Source organism: Paenarthrobacter sp. OM7 (assembly GCF_029873575.1).
Taxonomy (GTDB): Bacteria; Actinomycetota; Actinomycetes; order Actinomycetales; family Micrococcaceae; genus Arthrobacter.
Genome location: NZ_CP123579.1, coordinates 2,520,834 through 2,539,275 on the forward strand (window position 1 = coordinate 2,520,834; position 18,442 = coordinate 2,539,275).

General features: G+C 63.0%; 18 protein-coding genes. 1 reads left to right on the forward strand and 17 read right to left on the reverse strand.

Annotated features, from left to right (window positions below; genetic code table 11):
* Nucleotides 1-17: 17 nt before the first annotated feature.
* From mihF to pyrR, 8 genes are all read right to left on the reverse strand, one after another.
* Nucleotides 18-344 carry an integration host factor, actinobacterial type gene (gene mihF / locus QEH68_RS11595; RefSeq protein ID WP_207593660.1) on the reverse strand — a complete coding sequence of 109 codons (327 nt, stop codon included), beginning with the start codon at nucleotides 342-344 and terminating at the stop codon, nucleotides 18-20.
* A 97-nt stretch (nucleotides 345-441) separates the two neighbouring features.
* On the reverse strand, nucleotides 442-1,317 hold the full coding sequence (pyrF, locus tag QEH68_RS11600; RefSeq protein ID WP_280622922.1) for an orotidine-5'-phosphate decarboxylase: 876 nt from the start codon (nucleotides 1,315-1,317) through the stop codon (nucleotides 442-444).
* Nucleotides 1,310-4,618, reverse strand: coding sequence for a carbamoyl-phosphate synthase large subunit (carB, locus tag QEH68_RS11605; protein ID WP_280622923.1), 3,309 nt, complete (start codon nucleotides 4,616-4,618; stop codon nucleotides 1,310-1,312). Before carB ends, pyrF begins: the two co-directional genes overlap by 8 nt.
* Complete coding sequence (gene carA, locus QEH68_RS11610) at nucleotides 4,618-5,865, reverse strand: glutamine-hydrolyzing carbamoyl-phosphate synthase small subunit (protein WP_280622924.1); 1,248 nt, start codon at nucleotides 5,863-5,865, stop codon at nucleotides 4,618-4,620. The genes carB and carA overlap by 1 nt, the downstream gene beginning before the upstream one ends.
* Complete coding sequence (locus QEH68_RS11615) at nucleotides 5,846-6,367, reverse strand: hypothetical protein (RefSeq protein WP_207593664.1); 522 nt, start codon at nucleotides 6,365-6,367, stop codon at nucleotides 5,846-5,848. The genes carA and QEH68_RS11615 overlap by 20 nt, the downstream gene beginning before the upstream one ends.
* Nucleotides 6,367-7,692 (reverse strand): dihydroorotase, encoded by a 1,326-nt coding sequence (locus QEH68_RS11620; protein WP_280628002.1) that lies wholly within the window; start codon nucleotides 7,690-7,692, stop codon nucleotides 6,367-6,369. Before QEH68_RS11620 ends, QEH68_RS11615 begins: the two co-directional genes overlap by 1 nt.
* Nucleotides 7,692-8,699: an aspartate carbamoyltransferase catalytic subunit gene (locus QEH68_RS11625; protein ID WP_207593665.1), complete on the reverse strand. Its 1,008-nt coding sequence runs from the start codon at nucleotides 8,697-8,699 to the stop codon at nucleotides 7,692-7,694. The genes QEH68_RS11620 and QEH68_RS11625 overlap by 1 nt, the downstream gene beginning before the upstream one ends.
* On the reverse strand, nucleotides 8,696-9,280 hold the full coding sequence (pyrR, locus tag QEH68_RS11630; protein ID WP_280622925.1) for a bifunctional pyr operon transcriptional regulator/uracil phosphoribosyltransferase PyrR: 585 nt from the start codon (nucleotides 9,278-9,280) through the stop codon (nucleotides 8,696-8,698). Before pyrR ends, QEH68_RS11625 begins: the two co-directional genes overlap by 4 nt.
* Before the next feature lie 110 nt (nucleotides 9,281-9,390).
* Between pyrR and QEH68_RS11635 the strand changes: the two genes are divergently transcribed.
* Nucleotides 9,391-10,686 (forward strand): PrsW family intramembrane metalloprotease, encoded by a 1,296-nt coding sequence (locus QEH68_RS11635; RefSeq protein WP_280622926.1) that lies wholly within the window; start codon nucleotides 9,391-9,393, stop codon nucleotides 10,684-10,686.
* Nucleotides 10,687-10,753: 67 nt separating this feature from the next.
* Here QEH68_RS11635 and nusB read toward each other — a convergent pair whose 3' ends face one another.
* From nusB to ruvX, 9 genes are all read right to left on the reverse strand, one after another.
* A complete protein-coding gene (nusB, locus tag QEH68_RS11640; RefSeq protein WP_207593668.1) occupies nucleotides 10,754-11,164 on the reverse strand; it encodes a transcription antitermination factor NusB in 411 nt (136 codons plus the stop codon).
* A complete protein-coding gene (gene efp, locus QEH68_RS11645) occupies nucleotides 11,164-11,727 on the reverse strand; it encodes an elongation factor P (protein WP_011774957.1) in 564 nt (187 codons plus the stop codon). Before efp ends, nusB begins: the two co-directional genes overlap by 1 nt.
* 153 nt (nucleotides 11,728-11,880) lie before the next feature.
* Nucleotides 11,881-12,402: a tetratricopeptide repeat protein gene (locus QEH68_RS11650; protein ID WP_280622927.1), complete on the reverse strand. Its 522-nt coding sequence runs from the start codon at nucleotides 12,400-12,402 to the stop codon at nucleotides 11,881-11,883.
* Nucleotides 12,399-13,490, reverse strand: a complete 1,092-nt coding sequence (gene aroB, locus QEH68_RS11655; RefSeq protein ID WP_280622928.1) for a 3-dehydroquinate synthase — start codon at nucleotides 13,488-13,490, stop codon at nucleotides 12,399-12,401. Before aroB ends, QEH68_RS11650 begins: the two co-directional genes overlap by 4 nt.
* Entirely contained in the window at nucleotides 13,487-13,996 is a 510-nt protein-coding gene (locus QEH68_RS11660; protein WP_242703628.1) for a shikimate kinase, read from the reverse strand. The genes aroB and QEH68_RS11660 overlap by 4 nt, the downstream gene beginning before the upstream one ends.
* Before the next feature lie 56 nt (nucleotides 13,997-14,052).
* Nucleotides 14,053-15,252 (reverse strand): chorismate synthase, encoded by a 1,200-nt coding sequence (aroC, locus tag QEH68_RS11665; protein ID WP_207593671.1) that lies wholly within the window; start codon nucleotides 15,250-15,252, stop codon nucleotides 14,053-14,055.
* A gap of 26 nt (nucleotides 15,253-15,278) precedes the next feature.
* Nucleotides 15,279-16,133 carry a shikimate dehydrogenase gene (locus QEH68_RS11670; protein WP_280622929.1) on the reverse strand — a complete coding sequence of 285 codons (855 nt, stop codon included), beginning with the start codon at nucleotides 16,131-16,133 and terminating at the stop codon, nucleotides 15,279-15,281.
* Entirely contained in the window at nucleotides 16,130-17,854 is a 1,725-nt protein-coding gene (gene mltG / locus QEH68_RS11675; protein ID WP_280622930.1) for an endolytic transglycosylase MltG, read from the reverse strand. The genes QEH68_RS11670 and mltG overlap by 4 nt, the downstream gene beginning before the upstream one ends.
* Nucleotides 17,851-18,441: a Holliday junction resolvase RuvX gene (ruvX, locus tag QEH68_RS11680; RefSeq protein WP_280622931.1), complete on the reverse strand. Its 591-nt coding sequence runs from the start codon at nucleotides 18,439-18,441 to the stop codon at nucleotides 17,851-17,853. The genes mltG and ruvX overlap by 4 nt, the downstream gene beginning before the upstream one ends.
* Nucleotide 18,442: the final 1 nt, after the last annotated feature.

Consider the following 18,442-nt stretch of genomic DNA (forward strand, 5'->3'; position numbering starts at 1 on the left):
TCCTTCGGGGAGATGCGTCAAACGCTTTGCTGGGTGTCCATAAAATCTACCAGCGCCCGGGCCTGGTGAATTCCCAGGCCCCTGATGCGCCGGGATCCGGCGATGCCTATCTCCGCCATGATCCCGGCCGCCCTGACGGGGCCAATGCCCGGCAGGGCCTCCAGGAGTTCCACCACACGCATGCGCGCAATCGCCTCGTCCGTTGCCCCGGAAGAGATCAGCTCCGCAACACTGACCTCGCCGCGCTTGAGCCGTTCCTTGGCGGCGGCACGGACTGCCCTCGCCTTGGCGGCCTTCTCCAGCGCATCGGAACGCTCCTGTGGTGTCAGCTCTTTAAGGCCCACTGCCAAACCCCTGTCAGATCGCGATTGTGATCCAGATCACGCGGACTGATCCTGAACCTACCGGCAGGGGCGCTGTTGCGCAATGCGGTCAGGCAACTTACTCCGACCGAAGCCCGCCCAACGTCTCTTCGGTTGCGGCACGAAGGCCCACCACGGAGGGACCTGCGGCCAGGATGCCCCGGCTGGAGGTAGCCAGGACCGAAGGATAGGCAGCACCGAACGTCGCACGAAGGTCAGCAGGGGTTGCACCCTGGGCGCCGAGCCCCGGTGCGAGGATCGCGCCGCGGACCTGGCCCAGATCGATGTCCAGGTCCCCAAGCGCCGACCCAATGGTGGCGCCCACAACCAAACCAACGGAACCAAGGGTCCCCTCGTACCGCTGGTTCTCCGCTGCAGCAGCGGCCACGATCCTGCGCGCCACCGAATCATCGCCACCAACGTGCTGGACCGACTTCCCTTCCGGGTTGGACGTCAGGGCCAGGACAAACACTCCCCTGCCATATTGCGCAGCGAGGTCCAGCGCCGGACGCAGCGACTCAAAGCCCAGGTAGGGGCTGAGGGTCACGGAGTCTGCGGCCAAGGACGAACCGTCACGCAACCAGGCGTCCGCGTACGCCGCCATGGTTGAGCCGATGTCGCCACGCTTGGCATCGGCGATGCTGAGCACGCCTGCTTCCGAGGAAGCGGCAAGCGTGCGCTCCAGGACGGCCATGCCGGCGGAGCCGTGACGCTCGTAGAGTGCCACCTGCGGCTTGACCGCGGCAGCGAGGGAAGCGACCGCCTCCACCACTGTCAGCGAGAAGCGTTCCAGGCCGGCGGCGTCGTCGTTCAATCCCCAATCAACCAAAAGCTGCGGGTGGGGATCGATTCCGACGCACAGCGGACCGCGGGAGGCCATGGCGGCCGCCAGCCGGGAGCCAAAAGACTCCCGGACCGGCGTCTGCGCCTGCTGCAATTGGGCAGACTCAGGCATTGGCTGCTTCCACTGCTGCTGCCAGGTTGGCCGCGTGCTCCTGCAAGCTGGTCACGGACCACTCGTAGGTACGCAGGGCCTCGATGGCCTGCACAGCCGCGTTGAATTCGGCGACGGTGGTGATGCAGGGGATCCCGATGGACGTTGCTGCGGCGCGGAGTTCGTAGCCGTCGCTGCGGGCTTCGCCGCCGGACGGGGTGTTGAAGACCATATCGATCTCGCCAGCGATGACGAGGTCAGCAATGGTTCCTTCACCTTCAGCGCTGCTGCCCTCGGCCACCTTGCGGACCGGAGTCGCCTGGATGCCGTTACGACGCAGGACGTCCGCCGTGCCACCGGTGGAGACGATCTCGAAGCCGAGGTCCGAGAGGCGCTTGACACCCATGATGACCGAGCGCTTATCGCGGTTGGCCACGGAAACGAAGATCTTACCCTCGGTGGGCAGTGCGTTGTTGGCAGCGGCCTGGCTCTTGGCGAAAGCGGTGTCGAAGTGCTTGTCGATGCCCATGACTTCACCGGTGGAGCGCATCTCCGGGCCGAGCAGGGAGTCAACAACCTTGCCTTCGGGAGTGCGGAAGCGGCTGAACGGAAGCACGGCTTCCTTCACGGCAACCGGCGCGTCCAGGGGCAGCGTGGAACCATCACCGGTTTCCGGCAGCATCTTGTAGGCGCCGCGGAGCTGGTTGATGGTGACCCCGGTACCGATGAGGGCTGCTGCTTTGGCCATCTGCACGCCCGTTGCCTTGGAGACAAACGGAACCGTGCGCGAGGCGCGCGGGTTGGCTTCGAGAACGTACAGGACGTCTGAGGCCAGCGCGAACTGGATGTTGATGAGGCCGCGGACGCCCACACCTTCAGCGATGGCACGGGTTGCCGTGCGCACGCGCTCGATCACGTTATTGCCCAGGGTGATCGGAGGAAGCACGCAGGCGGAGTCACCGGAGTGGATACCGGCTTCTTCGATGTGTTCCATGATGCCGCCGAGGTACATGTCGGTGCCGTCGAAGAGTGCGTCGACGTCGATCTCCACGGCATCCTCGAGGAAGCGGTCGATCAGTACCGGGTGGTCCGGCGTAATTTCCGTGGCGTTGGCGATGTAGCGGGAGAGGTTCGCTTCGTCATAGACGATCTCCATGCCACGGCCGCCCAGGACGTAGGACGGCCGAACCAGCACCGGATAGCCGATTTCGTCGGCAATCTTCTTGGCGTCCTCGAAGGACACCGCGGTGCCGTTCTTCGGGGAGGTCAGTCCGGCTTCGTCCAGCACGCGGGCGAAAGCACCACGGTGTTCGGCGAGGTCGATCGCTTCCGGCGAGGTACCCAGGATGGGCACGCCGGCGTCGGCGAGCTGCTGTGCCAACTTCAGCGGAGTCTGCCCACCGAGCTGCACGAAGACGCCCATCACGCCGCCTGTGCGTTCCTCGGCTGCGATGACCTCAAGGACGTCCTCAAGGGTCAGCGGCTCGAAGTAGAGACGCGTGGAGACGTCATAGTCCGTGGAGACGGTCTCAGGGTTGCAGTTGACCATGACGGTCTCGTAGCCGGCCTTGCGCAGCGCCATGGAGGCGTGGACGCAGGAGTAGTCGAACTCAATGCCCTGGCCGATGCGGTTGGGGCCGGAGCCGAGGATGATCACTGACGGCTTGGCGTGCAGGCCTACCTCGTCCTCTTCGTCGTAGGAAGAGTAGTGGTAGGGGGTGTAAGCGGCGAACTCCGCGGCACAGGTGTCCACCGTCTTGTAGACCGGACGGATACCCAAAGCCTGACGGACTCCGCGGACCACGGCCTCGTTGTTGTGCGTCAGGGCACCGATCTGCTCGTCGGAGAAACCGTGGCGCTTGGCGTTGCGCAGCATTTCCTCCGTGAGCACACCGGCCTTGCGGATCTCCTGGGCTGTCTCGTTGAGCAGCTGCAACTGGTCCAGGAACCAAGGGTCGATCTTGGTGGCCTCGAAGAGTTCTTCCACGGTGGCGCCGCCGAGCAGGGCGCGCTGCACCTGGTGCAGGCGGTCCGTCGTGGGTCGCTTGGCCTTCTCGATGAGCTCTGCGACTTCGTATTCCGGCACGGAGCTGAAGTCCAGCTGGGAACCCTTCTGCTCAAGCGAGCGGAGGGCCTTTTGCAGGGCTTCGGTGAAGTTACGGCCCATGGCCATGGCTTCGCCAACGGACTTCATGGTGGTGGTCAGCGTGTTGTCTGCTGCCGGGAACTTCTCGAACGCGAAACGCGGGACCTTGACCACAACGTAGTCCAGGGTCGGCTCGAAGGAAGCCGGGGTCTTCTGCGTGATGTCGTTCGGGATTTCGTCCAGGGTGTAACCCAGGGAGAGCTTGGTGGCGATCTTGGCAATGGCGAAGCCGGTTGCCTTGGACGCCAGTGCTGAGGAACGCGAAACGCGGGGGTTCATTTCGATGACCACGACGCGGCCAGTGGCGGGGTCGATGGCGAACTGGATGTTGCAGCCACCGGTGTCCACGCCAACCTCGCGGATGACGGCAATGGAGACGTCGCGCAGCTTCTGGTACTCGCGGTCTGTCAGGGTCAGCGCCGGCGCAACAGTGATGGAGTCACCAGTGTGGACGCCTACGGGATCGAAGTTCTCGATGGAGCACACAACAACGACGTTGTCGTTCTTGTCGCGCATCATCTCGAGCTCGTATTCCTTCCAGCCGAGGATGCTCTCTTCAAGCAGGACCTCGGTGGTGGGGCTGTACTGAAGGCCCTGGCCCACGATCCGGCGAAGGTCGTCCTCGTTGTACGCCAGGCCCGATCCCAGTCCACCCATGGTGAAGGACGGACGGACCACCATCGGGTAGCCGAGGTCCTCGGCAGCGGCGAAGGCCTCTTCCATGGTGTGGATAATGTGGCTGCGTGCGGATTCTGCACCGCAGCGCTCCACGACGCCCTTGAACTTCTCGCGGTCTTCGCCAAGCTCGATGGCGGCAATGTTCGCGCCAATGAGTTCCACGTTGTACTTCTCCAGTACACCGTTCTTGTCCAGGGCGATGGCCGTATTCAAAGCTGTCTGGCCACCCAGGGTGGGCAGGATGGCGTCCGGGCGCTCCTTGGCGATGATCTTCTCCACCACCTCCGGGGTGATGGGCTCAACATAGGTGGCATCGGCGAACTCGGGGTCCGTCATGATGGTGGCCGGGTTGGAGTTCACGAGGATGACCCGCAGGCCCTCCTCCTTGAGGACGCGCAGGGCCTGGGTGCCTGAGTAGTCGAACTCGGCTGCCTGGCCGATGACGATCGGGCCCGAACCAATGACAAGGACGCTCTTGAGATCTCTACGTTTGGGCATTACTTCTTGTCCTCAGTCTTGGATTCGGTGGAGTTTTCGTCTGTGGCCTTGGACTTGGTGTCGGCCATGAGGTCGATGAAGCGGTCGAAGAGGTAGGCGGCATCGTGCGGACCAGCGGCAGCTTCGGGGTGGTACTGAACTGAGAAGGCGGGGATGTCGAGGCAGGCGAGTCCTTCAACGACGTCGTCGTTCAACGAAACGTGGCTGACTTCAACCCGTCCGTATCGCTCTTCAGGCGCCACGGTGGAACCGTTCAGCGGGGCGTCAACGGCGAAGCCGTGGTTCTGCGAGGTGATTTCCACCTTGCCGGTGCGGCGGTCCATGACGGGCTGGTTGATGCCGCGGTGGCCGTAGCGGAGCTTGTAGGTGCCGAACCCAAGGGCACGGCCCAGGATCTGGTTGCCGAAGCAGATGCCGAAGTACGGCAGCTTCTCGTCCAGGACTGAACGCAGCAGGGAGACCTGGTGGTCCGCCGTGGCGGGGTCGCCGGGACCGTTGGACATAAAGAAGCCGTCAGGGTTGACTGCGTTGACGTCTTCCAGCGTGGAGGTTGCCGGCAGCACGTGGACGCGGACACCGCGCTCTGCGAAACGCACGGGCGTCATGGCCTTGATGCCGAGGTCGACGGCGGCGATGGAGAACCGCGGTTCGCCTTCCCAGCCGTGGTCCTTGGGCTCAACGACATAGGCCTCATCGATGGAGACTTCCTCCGCCAGGGCTGCGCCTTCCATGGGAGCGCTGGCAAGCACGGCGTCCAACAGTTCCTTGTCGGTGGCCTGGGCAGCCTCGCCGGAGAAGATGCCTGCGCGCATGGTTTTGTGCTCGCGGAGGTGGCGGGTGATGGCACGGGTGTCTACGCCCTGGATGCCAACGATGCCCTGTTTCACCAGTTCGTCATCGAGGCTTCGTTCCGAACGCCAGTTGGAGGGACGGCGTGCGGCGTCGCGTACGACGTAGCCTGCCACCCAGATCCGGCGGGACTCAGCGTCTTCGCTGTTGACGCCGGTGTTACCGATGTGCGGCGCAGTCTGGACTACCAGCTGGCGCGCGTAGGAGGGATCCGTGATGGTCTCCTGGTAACCGGTCATGCCGGTGGCGAACACCGCTTCACCGAGCGCAGTTCCCTGCGCGCCGTAGCTGCGGCCGCGGAACATGCGGCCGTCTTCGAGCACCAGCACTGCTGCTGAGGGGGCGGGTGTGGTGGCTGCTTTACTATCCGTCACTTTATTACTTTCCACTATCGGCATCTGCCTGAGGGGCTGCGGAGATCAATTCCTGGAGGGCTTCGAGGAGGAGCTGCTTGTCGGCTGCGTGCCTGGACCGGAATCCGGTATCCAGTTCCCGGCCACCGAGTTTCCAGCTGATGACCAGGAGCCCGTCTTTTTCGACGAACTTCCCTGCCATTCCGCTGGACTCACGGCTGTCGGCCAGTGCGGAGCGGGGGATGAAGACCGGGGCGGCACCGGAGCGGTCGAACAGCACGCCTTCGGCGTGGATGCTCAGTTCCGCGTTGGTCCGGATACCCAGGCCCTGAACCGCGATCCGGTCCAGCCAGTCGCCCGCCGTGGTGGTGGCAACGTACTGGCCATCTGCGACGACGGTGGCCGGCGTCAGCTGCTCCGGCACCGCTGGTAGGCGTTCGACGTCGGCTTGTCGCCGCAGCCTGTTACGCCACCCCAGCCAGATCATCGCCAGGACGACGACGATCAACGGCACCGTGATGAGCACGGTCAGTGTCTGGTTATCCATTAATTGCTGCTGACTTCCGGGTACCGGTACGGCGTGTTGAGCCGGCCGTCGACGACCGTGGGATGTCCTTTGAAGAAGGTTGCCACAACGGATCCGGGCAGCTCCTTGCCCTTGAACGGTGAATTGCGGCCCATGGTTGCCATTTTATGGGGGTCAACGGTCCATCGCGCAGCCGGGTCCACCAGGATGACGTTGGCCGGTTCGCCAACCTCCAGCGGACGGCCCTGGTCAGCGACACGGCCGATGACCGCCGGAGTGAAGGACGTCACCCTGGCGAAGTCGGCCCAGGACATCAGGCCAGTCTCGATCATGGTCTCCTGGACCACCGACAGAGCTGTCTCCAGTCCGGTCATGCCCATTGCGGCCTGCGCCCACTCACATTCCTTATGTTCACTGGGGTGCGGTGCGTGGTCGGTGCCCACGACGTCGATGGTGCCGTCTGCCAGGCCTTCACGCAAAGCTTGCACGTCAGCATCGGTACGCAACGGCGGATTGACCTTGTAGACGGGGTCATAGCTGCGGACCAGTTCATCAGTGAGGAGCAGGTGGTGCGGCGTGACCTCGGCCGTGACGTTGATCCCCCGCGCCTTGGCCCAGCGCACGATTTCCACGGATCCAGCGGTGGAGACGTGGCAGACGTGGAGGCGGGACCCAACATGCTGGGCCAGCAGGACATCCCGGGCGATGATGCTTTCTTCGGCAACGGCCGGCCACCCGGTCAGTCCGAGGACCGCTGAGACAGTGCCTTCGTTCATTTGTGCCCCGGCGGTAAGGCGCGGTTCCTGCGCGTGCTGGGCCACCACGCCGTCGAACGCTTTCACGTACTCCAGGGCGCGACGCATCAGGACGGGATCATGGACGCAGATACCGTCGTCGGAGAACATGCGCACCTGGGCACGGGAATCGGCCATGGCCCCCAGCTCGGCGAGCTGTTCGCCGGCGAGACCCACAGTGACTGCTCCTACGGGACGAACGTCCACCCAACCCGACGCGCGGCCCAGGCTGTGAACCTGCTCCACCACGCCCGCAGTGTCAGCCACCGGGTTGCTGTTGGCCATCGCGTGGACGGCCGTGAAACCGCCCAAGGCAGCGGCACGGGTACCGGTTTCGACCGTTTCGGCGTCTTCGCGGCCGGGTTCGCGCAAGTGCGTGTGCACGTCAACCATGCCGGGCAGGGCGATGAGGCCTGCGGCATCAATCACCATAGCGCCGTCAGCGGCGAGGCCCTGGCCGCGCGCTTCGATGATGCCATTGCGGATCAGCAGGTCTTCAGCTTCGCCACCGAGGATGGCGGCCCCACGAAGCAGGTAGGTATTCTCGGCCATCATTTGGTCTCCTTGCTGGACTGGCTTAAGGTGTGGGCGGCTTCGCGGGAGTCTCCGGAGAGCAGCAGGTAGAGGGCGGCCATGCGGACCGAAACACCGTTGCGCACCTGGGCAAGCACGGTGGAGCGCGGCGAATCCGCGGCGGCGGAGGATATTTCCAAGCCCCGGTTCATGGGACCGGGGTGCATGATGATGGTGTCTTTCATGCCGAGGTCATCCAGAGCACGGAGCCTGGCGTCGTCGAAACCCCAGCGACGCGAGTACTCCCGGGTTGAGGGGAAGAACGACGCGTTCATACGCTCACCCTGGACGCGCAGCATCATCATGGCATCAATGCCGGCTTCCAGCGTCTCGTCCAGGTTGTAGCTGACTTTGCAAGGCCAGTGCTCGACGCCGATGGGCAGCAGGGTCGGTGGCGCCACCAACGTGACTTCAGCGCCGAGGGTCTTCAACAACCAGACGTTGGACCGGGCAACGCGGGAATGCAGGACATCGCCGGCGATCGCTACCCGCATGCCCTTAAGGTCAGCACCGGTGGATTCGCTGCCGTTGACCTTGGACCAGTGCCGGCGCATGGTGAACGCATCCAGGAGCGCCTGCGTCGGATGCTCGTGGGTGCCGTCGCCGGCATTGATAACGGCGGCGTCAATCCAGTCTGTCGCGGCAAGCCGGTGCGGGGCCCCGGATGCCCAGTGACGGATGACCACGGCGTCTGCGCCCATGGCGGCCAGGGTCTGTGCCGTGTCCTTGAGGGACTCCCCCTTGGACACCGAGGATCCCTTGGCGGCGAAGTTGATGACGTCGGCAGAGAGTCGCTTTGCGGCAGCCTCGAAGGAGATGCGGGTGCGGGTTGAGTCTTCGAAGAAGAGGTTCACCACTGTCCGGCCGCGCAACGCGGGCAGCTTTTTCACTTCACGCTCACCAACGGCGGACATCTCTTCTGCCGTGTCAAGGATTCGGATGGCGTCGAAAGCACTCAGGTTCTCGGTGGAAAGGAGGTGCTTCACTTGCCGGCCTCGATAACTACCTCGTTGACGGGCACACCGTCCACGGAGTCGATTTCCTCGAGGTGGACACGGACCTTTTCAGAAGAGGAAGTAGGCAGGTTCTTGCCCACGTGGTCAGCGCGGATGGGCAGTTCCCGGTGGCCCCGGTCCACCAGAACGGCCAAGCGGACAATCCGGGGGCGGCCAAGGTCCACCAGCGCGTCCAGTGCAGCACGGATGGTACGGCCCGAGTACAGGACGTCGTCGATCAGGACAACCACTTTGTTGTCGATCCCTGACAACGGCAGGCGTGTGTGGCGCGGGGGCCGGGTGGGCTGATGGGAGAGATCGTCACGGAACATGGTGACATCCAATTGGCCGACAATCGTTTCAGCGTTGACCGAGGCGTCGGCAGCTGCGATCTTTTGGGCGAGCCGTACGGCCAACGGATAGCCGCGGCTGGGAATGCCCAGCAGGACCAGGTCCTGGGAGCCTTTATTGGCTTCGAGGATCTCATGGGCGATACGAGTGAGCGCACGGTCAATGTCCGCCTGGTTTAGAACAACCCGCGACGGCACGTGCGCTGAAGTGACTTCAGTCATCGCTCGTCTCCCCTTTCCCCGCCTCACGGGACGGAATTAAAAAAGGAATATTTGCTTTTCAAAACTACCACAGGGGCCCTTCGCCACCGCACCGCCCGACCAACCCAAGCGTGAGTTTAAGCTCACACTGCGTGCCGTGGAATAGGCTCTTGCCCATGACCATGAACCACCACGGCCAACCCGGCGGACAACCCTATCCGCGACCCTATCTGGAACCTGGCGCCAACCCCACGTGGATCGGACGGGTACAGCCGGGAAACTATCAACCGGCTCCAGGGAATCCAGCCTCACTCCCCCGGCAAACCTGGGCCACACCACAGGCTCCGCGCAGCCGCCGGTCGCTGGGCACACTCCCCTTGGTCATTGTTGGTGGGGTCCTTGCCCTTGCCAGCCTGATGCTGGTGCTGCCGTTCCTGCTGGGCAACACCGGGGTGACAGGCTTCGTGATCGGCTTTATTGCTTCGTTGATTCCGTTGTCCGTCGTGCTGCTGACGGTACGACTCATCGATCGCTGGGAGCCGGAACCAAAAAGGCTGCTGTGGTTCGCCTTCACCTGGGGTGCCGCAGTGTCCATCGCCGGGACGCTGCTCATCCAGCCCCTCTTTGCCCTGGCCGCACCCACCAGCAGCGAAGAAGCTTTCACCTACTTCATGGCAACGGTCCAAGCACCCATCGTCGAGGAATTCACCAAGTCGCTCGGATTGCTGGTCTTGATCCTGGCCGCCCGGAAGTACTTTGACGGACCCGTGGATGGGGTGGTGTTCGCCTTCACCATTGCCGCCGGCTTCGCCTTCACTGAGAACATCCTCTACTTTGGACGCGAAATTGCCTCCTCCACCGATCCCGGGACGGACTTGGTCCGTATCTTCATCCTCCGCGGCGTCATGTCGCCCTTCGCCCACGCTCTGTTCACAGGCACCACCGGCCTGATCATGGGCTTTGCTGCGCGGAGGTGGCACAGCGGCTATGCCGTACTGGGATTCTTCATTGGGTTACTGCCCGCGATGTTCCTCCACAACCGTTGGAACAGCATGGGTCAGAACTTCCTGACGGAGTACTTCGTGGTCCAGGTCCCCATCTTCCTGGTGGCAGCAGTGGGCATCATCCTGCTTCGGGTCGCTGAAGGAAAACTCACGCGCCAACGCCTCCTGGAGTATGCCCGGGCCGGCTGGTTCACTCCGGCCGAGGTGGAGATGCTTGCCACCTCGCGCGGCAGGCGCCAGGCGGTGCGCTGGGCATCCACGCGCGGCCGTGGAAACCAGATGAAGTCCTTCATCAAGGGAGCCACTGCTTTGGCGTTCACCAGGCAGCGGATACTCAGCGGGCGGGACGTCCACGTTCACCAGCAAGACGAGTTGGAGCATCTGCGCAACATCCCCGGCTTGCGGGCAGCAGTTCTCCAATAACGGGAAAAGGACCCGCTCCCACAGTTTCCTGTGAAGCGGGTCCTTTGAATTCAGGCCAGGCGTGTACCTAAGCGAGAAGTGATGGCTTCAGCTTCTGGAGCCGGCCGAGGAGTCCATTGATGAACGCCGGGGACTCGTCCGTGGACATCGTCTTGGCAAGGGCCACGGCTTCGCTGACAGCTACACCATCCGGAACCTCGTCATTGTAGAGAAGTTCCCACGCGCCGATCCGCAGAATGATACGGTCCACGGACGGCATCCGTTCCAGCGTCCAGCCCTGGGCATACGTTTCCAGGAACTCATCGATGGTTGCCTGCATGGAAACAACACCCTCGACGATTTCCACCGTGTAAGGGTTGATGACCAGGTCAGTCTTCTCCCGGCGCGCCGTCATGGCGTCGAATGCCGGGACGGAGCGCTGCTCCGCCTCGAAAAGTACTTCAAGAGCCCTGCTACGGGCTTTACCGCGTGCGCTCACTAGTCGTTGACCCGGCCCAAGTAGCTGCCATCGCGGGTGTCGACCTTGACTTTGGTGCCCTGCTCGACGAACAGCGGAACCTGGATCTCGTAGCCGGTTTCAACGGTGGCCGGCTTGGTGCCTGCCGAAGAGCGGTCACCCTGGAGGCCCGGCTCCGTGTAGGTGATTTCGAGGACAACGCTCGGGGGCAGTTCAATGTACAGCGGGGTGCCCTCATGGATGGCAATGTTGACCATCTGGTTTTCAAGCATGAAGTTGGTGGCGTCGCCGACCGTTGCACCGGAGACGGTGATCTGGTCGTAGTCCTGGGTATCCATGAAAACGAAGTCTTCGCCATCCTGGTACAGGTACTGGTAATCACGGCGGTCAACCGTGGCGGTTTCGATCTTCAGACCGGCGTTGAAGGTCTTGTCGACCACCTTGCCGGACATGACGTTGCGCATCTTGGTGCGGACAAAGGCGCCACCCTTGCCAGGCTTGACGTGCTGGAACTCGATAATGTTCCAGAGCTGGCCCTCGAGCTTCAGTACGGTCCCGTTCTTGATGTCGTTTGTGGTTGCCACTCGTATCCTCTGGTTATCGCACTGGTTCTAGCTGCCAGCTATCTATGCCAAGCAGGCGTACCAATCGGCCCGCCAGCGCGTATTTATCAAAAATCCAAGAACCATTCTACCGGCAAATACGCCGGGGGCTTGCGGGGCGTGTTTCCACGTGCGTCAGGAAGTCAGTTCCAGCACATTCCGGGCCCTTTGAAGGGCAACGGCGGAGGAATAGATCAGCGCGGCATCAGCAGCCATGGCGACGCGCAGGTCCAAGGCTTTGGCGAACTCCTCGGATGCAGCCAGGGCGTTCCCGCTGACGAAGTATGCCCGCCCCAGGTACTGGTGGACGATCGCTTCCTTCGAGCTGCCCTGGACGTCCTGCAAGAGGTGGCGGAACAACTGTATGGCGCGGTCCAGCCGGTTGGTGGCACGGTGGACTTCCGCCTCGAAGATCCTCAGTCGGAACGACTCGGGATCCTTGTAGCGGGCTTCGGCCAACAGTTCGGCTGCCTCGTTGGGCTGATTTTCCAACAGCAATGCCATGATGCGGTCAGCGGGATCATCAGAGGCGGCCAGTGCCGTCTCCATGACTTCCTGGTTGACTATCACGGGCAGGAGGGTATCGGGATTGGTACGAACGCCCGGGAAGCCGGCTGTTGGCCAGTCGCTGACGCCTTCCCGCACGGCGACACTCATGATGCGATTTCCTGGTAGGCCGCAAACAGGAGGGAGGTATCGGGAACGTCCAGGATGCCAGGCTTGGCAACGCCGTCAAGGACCACAAACCGCAGAAGGTCGCCCCGCGACTTCTTGTCCCTGCGCATGCCATCGAGCAATCCCTGCCAGCGGTCACGCCGGTAAGTGATGGGAAGTCCCAGGCTTTCCAGGATGGTGCGGTGACGATCTGCATCGGCATCCGACAACCGCCCCACGCTGCGCGACAACTCGGCGGCGAACATCATGCCCACTGAGACAGCAGCACCGTGGCGCCAGGAGTAGCGCTCCACGAGTTCAATGGCGTGTCCCAGCGTGTGGCCATAGTTCAGGATTTCGCGGAGGCCGGATTCCTTGAGGTCCTGTGACACGACATCTGCCTTAACCGTAATGGCCCGCTCGATGAGTTCCCGGACAACGTCCGAGGACGGGTCCATCACTGCGTCGGTGTTCTTCTCAATCAGGTCCAGGATGACGGGATCAGCAATGAACCCACACTTGATGACCTCGGCCATACCGGAGATGAGCTCGTTCTTGGGCAGCGTCTGAAGCGTGTCGAGGTCTGCCAGGACGGCAGCCGGCGGGTGGAACGATCCCACGAGGTTCTTGCCCTCGGCTGTGTTGATGCCGGTCTTTCCGCCCACTGAAGCATCCACCATGCCCAGAAGGCTGGTGGGCATGTGGATGACCTTGACACCACGAAGCCATGTGGCTGCCACGAACCCGGCCAGGTCCGTCACAGCGCCACCTCCGACCGCCACGATGGCGTCAGAGCGGGTGAAGTCGTTTTGGCCCAGCACCTGCCAGCAGAAAGCAGCAACCTGAATGTGCTTGCCTTCTTCCGCATCAGGGATTTCGGCAGTCAGCGCGGTGAAACCGGCTGTTTCCAGCTCGTCGCGAACCGTGTCCCCCGTCAGGCGGAGGGCCCGGGGATGAATGACCAGGACACGCCGGACACGCTCCCCCAGCTTTTCAGGAAGGGTCCCCAAAAGGCCGCGCCCCACTACGACGTCGTAGTTTTCATTGGCGGACTGGCCAGTCACCTTGATGACAGTTGCTTCGTTACTCACTTTTCAACTTCCTCTTTCAAGGCTGCATACTGGCGCAGCCGCTCCTCCAACTGGAGGCCGATTTCCGCCACGGATCCTGAACGGACGTCCATGACGATGTCCGCGAGACGCTCATAGACAGGACGCCTCGTAGCGAACAATGCTTCCCACCGCGTCATCGCATCACCCTTCAGCAATGGCCTGCCAGTGTTGCGCGCGATGCGATCGGCAACGGTCTCCGCGTCACATTCGAGGTAGACCACCGTGCATTCTTCCAGCAGTTGCTGGGTTCCGGAGTCCAGGACCGCTCCCCCGCCCAGGGAAATAATGGCGGGCTGAACCTTGGCATTCTCGATGGACTTCGCCACTGCCCGGGCTTCAATTTCACGGAAGGCGTGCTCTCCGCGCCCCGCGAAAATATCTGCGATACTGCCGTGGGCAGCGACCACCACAGCGTCGGTATCCACGAACGGGAGCCCCAACTGCTGGGCCAACTGCTGGCCAATGGCCGACTTGCCAACAGCCATAGGGCCCACCAGGACAACGGGACGGCCGGTGCAGCCGTCCAGGATCGGGCGAACCACTACCGGCCGACCGAGTCCAGGGTGGCCGGTATGTTGCCGAGGTAGCTTTGCAGGTTGCGGCGGGTTTCGGCTACGGAGTCGCCGCCGAACTTCTCGGCGACGGCCTCGGCCAGGACCAGTGCAACCATTGCTTCGGCGACTACACCGGCCGCGGGCACTGCACAGACGTCTGAACGCTGGTGATGGGCCTTGGCGGGTTCACCTGTGCTGACATCGATGGTGCGCAGGGCACGGGGAACGGTAGCAATCGGCTTCATGGCTGCACGCACGCGCAATACCTCGCCAATGCTCATGCCGCCCTCAATACCGCCGGCGCGGTTGGTCTGCCGAACAATTTTCCCGTCAGCATCCTTCACGATTTCATCGTGGGCAGCGGAACCACGGCGCGCAGCAGTAAGGAAGCCGTCTCCGACCTCCACTCCCTTGATGGCCTGGATGCCCATCAGCGCAGCGGCCAGGCGGGAGTCAAGGCGGCGGTCCCAGTGCACGTAGCTGCCCAGTCCCGGCGGAAGTCCGTATGCCAGGACCTCAACAACACCGCCAAGGGTTTCGCCTTCCTTATGGGCGGCGTCCACTTCAGCGACCATGGCGTCGGAGGTCTGACGGTCAAAGCAGCGGAGGGGGTCCGCGTCGAGCGCCAGCACATCCTGGGGCAGCGGCAAGGGGCGGCCCTCGGGAACAGTCACGCTGGCGATGGAAACAGTGTGGCTCACCAATTCCACGCCCAGCTGCTTCAGGAACTGCGCGGCAACGGTGCCAAGGGCCACGCGGGTGGCGGTTTCCCTGGCGCTGGCGCGTTCAAGCACGGGACGGGCTTCGTCGAAGCCGTATTTCTGCATGCCCGTGAAATCTGCATGCCCTGGGCGCGGCCGCGTCAGGGGTGCGTTGCGGGCTTGATCGGCAAGGATTCCGGGATCTACGGGGTCAGCAGACATGATCTGCTCCCACTTGGGCCACTCGGTGTTGCCCACCTGGATGGCTACGGGGCCGCCCTGCGTCAGGCCATGACGAACGCCACCCATGATGGTGACCTCGTCTTGCTCGAACTTCATGCGGGCACCACGTCCATAGCCCAGGCGGCGACGCGCCAGGGCATCACGGATCTGCGCGCTGGTGAGTTCAACACCGGCGGGCACGCCTTCAACAATTCCGATCAGGGCCGGACCATGGGATTCACCGGCAGTCAACCAACGCAACATATAACCAATCCTGCCATGTAAGGCTTCTAGAACACTCGCCGGGGAAGCCCGACTGAGTCGCACATCACATCTATGACGGCGGCATCCACGTCACAGCCGCTGAAGCGCCTGATCTGCTCGGCCGCCTGGTACATCAGCATCTCAAGGCCCGGGACTACGGCGCCTCCGTGACCATGCCACACCTCAGCAAGGCGGCTGGGCCAGGGATCGTAGGCAACGTCCAGCAGGACACCGGCCCCTGTTCCCGGCAACGCCGCCAACTCATCCGCCAAGGAATCGGCGGCACGCGGCGGGAATGTGGAGATCACCAGGTCGGTGCCCGCCACAGCGGTGGCTGCTTCAGTCAACGGTCTGACATGGAGGGAAATTCCGACGGCGGCTGCAGCGGCTTCGGCCTCACCGGCACGCCCTGCATCACGGACGAAGACATCCACGTGGCTGCCACCAAGTTCCTTGACAGCCGCTACGGCCGCAGCGGAGGTACCGCCGCCACCCAGGATGGCCGCGTGGGGCGTGGAAGCAACCCCGGCATACCGGACCGCCTCAACGATCCCGGCGACATCGGTGTTGTATCCAACGCGTCGCACCACTCCGCCGTCGTGTTCAAAGACCACGGTGTTGATGACTCCCAACTGGGCGCCCGCGCCGCGGACCTCGTCGACCTCCTTGACCATGGCCGACTTCAACGGCATGGTCACTGAGAGCCCGCACCAGGAGTCATCGCCGAAGAGTGAGCCCATGAACGCCTGAAGGCCGTCCACGGTGACATCGATTGCGGAGTATTCAATGTCAACGCCCAGTTTGGCGTAGGCAGCAGTATGCAGGGCCGGTGACTTCGAATGCGAGATCGGATGCCCCAGGACTGCGGCACGACGACTCACACACACCGTCCCGGATTGGCCTGGCACCACGCGTTGTACTGCTCAACATAGACGTTGTGCTCAGCCAGCGTCTTGGAGAACTTGGTTTCTTTGCTGTCCAGGTTGATGGTGACCCAGTACATGTAGTCGTTCTGGGTGGGTTTGGCCGCAGCATCAATGGCAGTCTTGCCCGGTGAGCCGATGGGTCCAGCCGGCAACCCAACATTGGCGTACGTGTTGTACGTATTGGACTTATCGGCCTTTTCTTCCTCCGTGAGATGGAAGGATTTCTTGCCGAGTCCGTAGGTCACCGTGGCGTCAGACTGGATCAGGCCGCTGGTTTCCACATTGTTTGGCTTGAGCCTGTTGTAGATGGCGCCGGCCACGTTTCCATAGTCCGCTTGACCGCCTTCTGCCTGCACAATACTGGCGATGGTCACGGTGTCGTACTGCTTGCCCGGTTCCGTGATTCCCTGGGACTTGAGCTCATCCAGCGTGGTAGTGGCCAACTTTTGGATGATGTCCTTGGCCGGCGTGCCGAGCGGAAAGCGGTACTCCCCCGGGGCCAGGAAGCCTTCGAGGTTCTTGGCCTTGGACGGAATGCCGAACTGTGCCGGGGCCTGGTTGAGCGCGTTGAGTTCCTGCATGGAGATACCCGAGCCCTTGGAAATGGCTTCCAGCGACTCATTAATGCGAAGGCCCGCACTGAGGGCGAAGTACATCACCTTGGATGCGTCCTTGTTGACCAGGACATCCACTGCGTCGGAATTCTTCATCTCGGTACGGAAGGTGAACTCGCCCGGGGACAATTCGCCGCCGTCGTTAAGGAATTCCTTGACGAAGGCATCGGCGTCGGCCACCACTTTGTTCTCGACGAGTGCTACGGCCACCGCCTTCGGTCCGGAGCCTTCGGGCACTGTGATGTTGACCGAGCCCGTACCTGGGCCCGGATAGTCGGTGACCTTGTCCATGCCCAGCAAGGGCTTGAGGAACTGGGCCCCGATGGCTATTGCGGCAACGAAGACACCCAGCGTGATCAGCAGGGCAAGGACGCGACGACGGCGGCGGGCCTTCTTGACCGCTGCCTTGGAGGAAGCCGTCTGCTCGACAGGCGCGATGAGGTCGTGGTGGTGTTCATCGTGGTGAAGACCGTCGACGAGGTGCTCATCGTGGTAAAGATCGTCCGGGTGGTGTTCATCGTGGTGAACCCCATCTGCGTGGTGCTCATCATGAAAATCGCTGTGGGGCCCATGCCCGGCGACGTCGTGCGTAGGGTCGGAGTCCTCATGCCCGGGGTGGTGATGTCCTTCCACCTCGTGGGCTTCGGCGCCCTCCAGGTGATTCCCGCCATGATCCGGTTCAGCCGGGTGCGCTTCCTCCGGAGTCTCAACGGACGGCGATTCGTCAGTGGACGCCGGGGTGGGCTCGTCGGCAGGACTCGGCGCTGTAGACACTGGTTGCGCGGCGGGAACGGGAGGAGCAGCAGGCTTTGACACGGGAACGGGTGGAGCAGCCGGCACAGGTGGCGCAACCGGAGCCGGGGGCACCGCGGGAACAGGATTGGGCAGTTCAGGCTCACGGTCTGCGGACGCAGCGGCTTCCCCGGGGGTCGCTTCGGGAACGGGTACGACGTTATGGTTCTGCGTGGCGAGGAATCGTTCCCGCGCCCGCAGCTCTTTGCGGGTCAGCGGCATACCGCCGCCGGCGGTACCGCTGGAGGGGTCGTTGTTGACCGGGCTCACAGTTGCAGTCCCCTCGTAGAAGAATCGGGTTCACGGCCGGAGGCAGCCCGCAGCGTTGGGGCACTGCTGGGCTTATCGGATTGCGCCGGTGCCTGCACTCGGCGGCCAACGTCCGTTCCTCTGGCTTTTTGCATGTCAATTGCGTGCTGCAGTATTCCAGCAGCGGCAACCTGATCAACCACTTTACGGTGGTTCCTGCTGCTCATGCCAGCTTGATGCAGGTTGCGGTGTGCCGTGACGGTCGAAAGCCGCTCGTCCACAAGGCTCACGGAGATGTCCAAACCAACCCGCATCAGTTCGTTGGCGAGGAGTTCGGCGTACGCGGTGGCCATGTCTGCCGAGGCACGTTCCTCACCCTTCATGGTGCGGGGAAGGCCCACAAAGATCTGCACCGCAGGCAGTTCAGCGGCGTGCTTGACCACGAAGCGGACGTCGGAGTTCTTCTTGGCGTCGCGTAAAACAGTCTTGAAGGGTGTGGCCAGGATTCCGTCGGGATCGCAGATGGCGACGCCTACACGGACGGTGCCGACGTCTACCCCCAGCTTGATGCCCCGGGGGTAGACGTCACCGTGAGTACTTGCAGCCACC

Bases quoted from the DNA above. Each gene is read 5' to 3' on its own strand.
- pyrF (WP_280622922.1), bottom strand. From the start codon at position 1,317: ATGCCTGAGTCTGCCCAATTGCAGCAGGCGCAGACGCCGGTCCGGGAG.
- carB (WP_280622923.1), bottom strand. From the start codon at position 4,618: ATGCCCAAACGTAGAGATCTCAAGAGCGTCCTTGTCATTGGTTCGGGC.
- carA (WP_280622924.1), bottom strand. From the start codon at position 5,865: ATGCCGATAGTGGAAAGTAATAAAGTGACGGATAGTAAAGCAGCCACC.
- QEH68_RS11615 (WP_207593664.1), bottom strand. From the start codon at position 6,367: ATGGATAACCAGACACTGACCGTGCTCATCACGGTGCCGTTGATCGTC.
- QEH68_RS11620 (WP_280628002.1), bottom strand. From the start codon at position 7,692: ATGGCCGAGAATACCTACCTGCTTCGTGGGGCCGCCATCCTCGGTGGC.
- pyrR (WP_280622925.1), bottom strand. From the start codon at position 9,280: ATGACTGAAGTCACTTCAGCGCACGTGCCGTCGCGGGTTGTTCTAAAC.
- QEH68_RS11650 (WP_280622927.1), bottom strand. From the start codon at position 12,402: ATGAGTGTCGCCGTGCGGGAAGGCGTCAGCGACTGGCCAACAGCCGGC.
- QEH68_RS11660 (WP_242703628.1), bottom strand. From the start codon at position 13,996: ATGGCTGTTGGCAAGTCGGCCATTGGCCAGCAGTTGGCCCAGCAGTTG.
- aroC (WP_207593671.1), bottom strand. From the start codon at position 15,252: ATGTTGCGTTGGTTGACTGCCGGTGAATCCCATGGTCCGGCCCTGATC.